At 51.6% G+C, this 4,268-nt stretch carries 3 protein-coding genes; 2 read left to right on the forward strand and 1 reads right to left on the reverse strand.

Annotation, left to right across the window (positions count from 1 at the left end; translation table 11 throughout):
- The coding region (locus MoGM_RS03635; RefSeq protein ID WP_233210153.1) for a DUF4842 domain-containing protein at positions 1 to 1,254 on the forward strand (1,254 nt) is incomplete at its 5' end.
- 551 nt (positions 1,255 to 1,805) lie between these two features.
- Here MoGM_RS03635 and MoGM_RS03640 read toward each other — a convergent pair.
- Complete coding sequence (locus tag MoGM_RS03640) at positions 1,806 to 3,107, reverse strand: LruC domain-containing protein (RefSeq protein ID WP_104368798.1); 1,302 nt, start codon at positions 3,105 to 3,107, stop codon at positions 1,806 to 1,808.
- A 227-nt stretch (positions 3,108 to 3,334) separates the two neighbouring features.
- Here MoGM_RS03640 and MoGM_RS03645 point away from each other — a divergent pair.
- On the forward strand, positions 3,335 to 4,268 hold a 934-nt coding region (locus MoGM_RS03645; protein ID WP_104368799.1), incomplete at its 3' end, for a nucleoside recognition domain-containing protein.

The following is a 4,268-nucleotide window of genomic DNA, read 5'->3' on the forward strand; positions in this document are numbered from 1 at the left end:
TTCTATAACAGTGCTGAAGAAATGGCCAAGGTAGAACAAGGCTTCTCCATAACGACAGAGGGCGGAGAGATAGAGTTGCCTTATATATATGGTGCCACGATAAACACCAACATGCTCGGATATGTGTATTATAAGGACGGCCAGGACCCGTTGACCCAACCGCACTATATCCTGATGCGTGACGGACGCCCGAAAGAGAATATTTATTGGGATTCCTGGCAGGGAACAGAGTTGCACGAGAACATGCAATTGTCTGTATGGGGCGATAAAGACAGCATAGCCGGCCATGGCCCAAGTTCTCTTTTATATGGAACGAATTATAAATTGGCATTCTTTGGTGAGAACCATGAATTGGAAACCGGAACATACGATTTCCCGGCCGGTTATCATGTGGTGTTCTTTATCCGCCCGATGGATTGCGGTTCATTTGAGAGCAAAGGCAAATACAACTATTCTTTGCCGGAACTGAACCGCCGCATAGGGCACTACTACATGAAGGGCCCGGGATGTGACTTGAGCCAGGCGGATATGACGCGTGGCAGTGTCAAGGCTGTGTCTTGGACATATAAGGGGCATCGTTTCCTCGGATTTGAGGATGGAGCGGACGAAGATCTCAACGACATAGTGTTCTGGGTAGACGGTGCTTACACTCCCGACCAGAAAGATGAGATAGAAGTGCCGAGCAAAGACCCCGATCCGGAGCCTGAGGCTCAATCGTGGATACTCGCGTGCGAGGATCTCGGCGCTATCGGCGATTTCGATTTCAACGATGTTGTGTTCGGCATAAGCTATGTGGCAGGCCGTGATTTTGTGACGGTCACTCCGCTTGCGGCCGGTGGTAATCTGCCGTCGGTGATAAAATATAACGGCATGCCCATTGCCGATAATGCGGAGATACACCACCTTGTCAGTCCGGGTGTGACTCCGGGTGACGACGGTAAGTATCCGTTCCTAAACACGAGGGGTTCGAAAGGTGTTGCCGGCGACCCGATAAAGGTAAAGGTTGGCAGTGATTTCAGTATGGAGAAACATGGTTTCACCATCACTGTCGAGAGCAACGGAGATTCGAGAACCATCACCATGGGCACCGAGACCGGCAAGGCTCCGATGATGCTCTGTCTGCCGGGTGACTGGATTTGGCCTACCGAGTGGACACGTATAGATGCCGCTTACCCGGCGTTCAAGGACTGGGTTAAAGATGTCAACGAGAATGAGTGGTACAAATCACCCGTGGAAGACAAGATTGTACAGTAAAAAAAACAAAATGAATGAAGTCGGAATCAGTTCCGACCCGAAACGAAAGATAAAGAGATGCGCCTGCGGTGCATCTCTTTTTTTTGTTGCCGTTGCATGTCGGTGCGCATTGTGTTGCGTGCCGGTCTGCTTTTTGTTGTATGTCGCAAGCATTTTATTGTGTGCCGGCGGGGTGCTTCTTGGAAAGACAGGGCGGGTAGGTGGAGTATGTTTTTGTAGGGGAATTAGGTGTATCAAATGACATAGAGGACGTTGCGAGAACCGACAAATACGTCGATATTTAGAGCTGTCGGATTTTTATTTTCAAACGAGTGGAATATGGAAGGTGTTTTGTTTTGAGTAATCAAGGGGATTTTTGAGGAGTTAAGGAGTTATCGCTCGCAAGCCCGCTAAGGAGTTAAAGACAATGGTTTTCAAGACATTAAAGTAATCATGGTTTTGTACTTATCGTCTACTCCCCGGACTGTTATCATTTTCTCTTTAATTATTTAGCGGGCTTTCGAGCGATAACTCCTTAACTCCTTAAAAGCCCCATTGTCTTCTTAAAATAACTAATACACCATGTTCTTTTCAGGATACATATACCAGTCTGTCGCCGAGTTACGGTCTCGCGCCCACTCGCCGAACGAGTGCCCGAAAGTCTGGTATGCCCCGCCCAGCATGTTGCTGTCTGTGAACGAGCCTATCGGTTTTGTCTCTCGTGCGTAGGGCGTTCCTCCAGGTAACAGCAGCGCCCAGATATACGGGTTGTCGTACGCGGCTGTGGAATAGTCGAACAGAGCGTTGTCGAGTTTGAACGGTGGCGTGTGTATCTCCCATGTTCCGCCGTTATACTGCTTTATCATGAACACGTCGAGATTGGCGGCACAGATACTGCGCGCGGTGGTCTCGCTGTCGAACATTATCGATATGGTACACTTGCGCGGAGCGATGTCTTCCGCCTCGAAGAGGTCTTCGGGTTTCATGATGCCCCTGTAAGTATTGTAGTATGGTCTCGCGACGCTTCCGTCTGTCGCTTTCACGGGCTTCATCGCCCAGTGGGCATCGTTGAACAGATATATTACGGCATCGCCGTTGTGTGCCTTGGTCACGAGCTTTCCGTTGTCTATCAGGTTGAGACTGGCCGTGGTGCGGTTGTAGAAGTCGAACCAGTCGTCGCCCTCTGTCCTCACTCCGAGCAGTTGGTCGCGGCTCGTTCCTTTCAGTCTGACGGCCGCCGCCAGTTGGTTGAGGCTCCCCACGGCATCGAGGCTTACCGTCAGTCGCATTATGTATGGGTTTGTCTCGTCTATCTCTGGTTGCAATGACACCACGATGTCGTTGAAATCGAAATCGCCCGGTTCGGGGAAGTTCTCCTCGAAACAGTACCGCAGGCTCTGCCTCTCTCCCTCTGCAGGCATCGATGATGTCTCTCCGGCAATGTCGGTTCCTCCTATTTCGGTCGTTAGCGTGCCTCCGGCAATTGTCCGGCGGTATATTCTTGTGTGTCCGTCTTCTGCCGTGAGGGCTATGTATGCGGTGTTTTCCGTCGTCATACGGTTTATTGCCGTCTCGAAGCGGCCTTGTCCCTGCGCGCGTCCCGAGGCGAGAAGCGTCGGTCTGTCGCCGCCGATAGGATTTCCGGCATATATCCGTATGGTGTATATCGACTTGTCGGCTGTTCTGAGTGTCGTTCTCACCGTGACAGGCTTAATGGTCTCCCACGTGTGCGCCCGGTCAACGTCTGTCACGGGGAAAGCTCCGCTCACAATCTCTTCGTATACCCCTTGGTCGAAGTAGTCCTTGTCTTTGCACGATGTGGCTGCGCCGGCCGTCAACGTGAGTGCAATCAGCAGTTTTGCCTTGTTGTTCATGATAGGTGTCTTTAATCTTACAAATGTATGAAAAAAATCCCTACCTTGGCGTTGTTCTCCTGTCTTTAACACTTTTGTTTACCGCTCGTTGCGAGTATTTTTGTACCTTTGCAGGAGATAGGCCGTGCCGTGCACGGAACGGATAATGACAGGGCCGGTTTCATTTTGCCCGGCCAAGCGCAGTCTTTGCACGGTATGAATATGTAATAAAAGCAGTTTGCGTACAGATGGTTCTCAATTATATTTGGATGGCTTTTTTCGTCATTGCGTTTGCCGTGGCCGCGGTACGGCTCGTGTTCATTGGAGATCTTGAAGTGTTCCCCGCCATGATGGACTCCACGTTTGCATCGTCGAAGACAGCTTTCGAAATTTCGCTCGGGCTCACGGGCGTGCTCTCCCTATGGCTCGGCATCATGAAGATAGGCGAGCGCGGCGGGGTGGTGGCGGCGCTGGCAAGAATACTAAGTCCGGTGTTTGTTCGTCTTTTCCCCGACATACCCAAGGGGCATCCCGTCACCGGGAGCATCTTCATGAATATTGCCGCCAATATGCTGAACCTCGACAACGCCGCCACGCCGCTTGGACTAAAAGCCATGGAGCAGCTGCAAGAGCTGAATCCGAAAAAAGACACGGCCACAAACCCGATGATAATGTTTCTTGTGCTCAATACGAGCGGACTGACGCTGATACCGGTGAGTATCATGGTGTACAGGGCGCAGATGGACGCCGCCAATCCTACCGATGTGTTCATACCGCTTCTTCTCGCCACGTTTTTCTCCACGTTGACAGGTATCGTTGTCACAAGCCTCTATCAGCGGATAAACCTCATCAACCGCACCATGATACTGGCGCTCGGCGGAATGTGTGCGGTCGTAGCCGCGATAGTATGGGGCTTCGGCCGTATGGATAAGGTGATGATGGACACCGTGAGTGTGAGCGTGGCCAACATATTGCTGATGACTGTCATCACGGGCTTCATAATCGCCGGGGTGAGAAAGCGGATAAACGTGTACGATACGTTTATCGAGGGAGCGAAAGACGGTTTTTCCACCGCCGTGCGCATCATACCGTATCTCGTGGCTATGCTCGTGGGAGTGGGAGTGTTCCGTGCCTCCGGGGCGATGGACATCATCACAGGCGCCGTCCGCATGGCTGTCGAGG

It is taken from the genome of Prevotella sp. MGM1 (assembly GCF_002933775.1).
Taxonomy (GTDB): Bacteria; Bacteroidota; Bacteroidia; order Bacteroidales; family Bacteroidaceae; genus Prevotella.

What these genes read in the sequence shown, in the direction of transcription:
- MoGM_RS03640 (WP_104368798.1), bottom strand. Translation starts at nt 3,107, where the DNA reads ATGAACAACAAGGCAAAACTGCTGATTGCACTCACGTTGACGGCCGGC.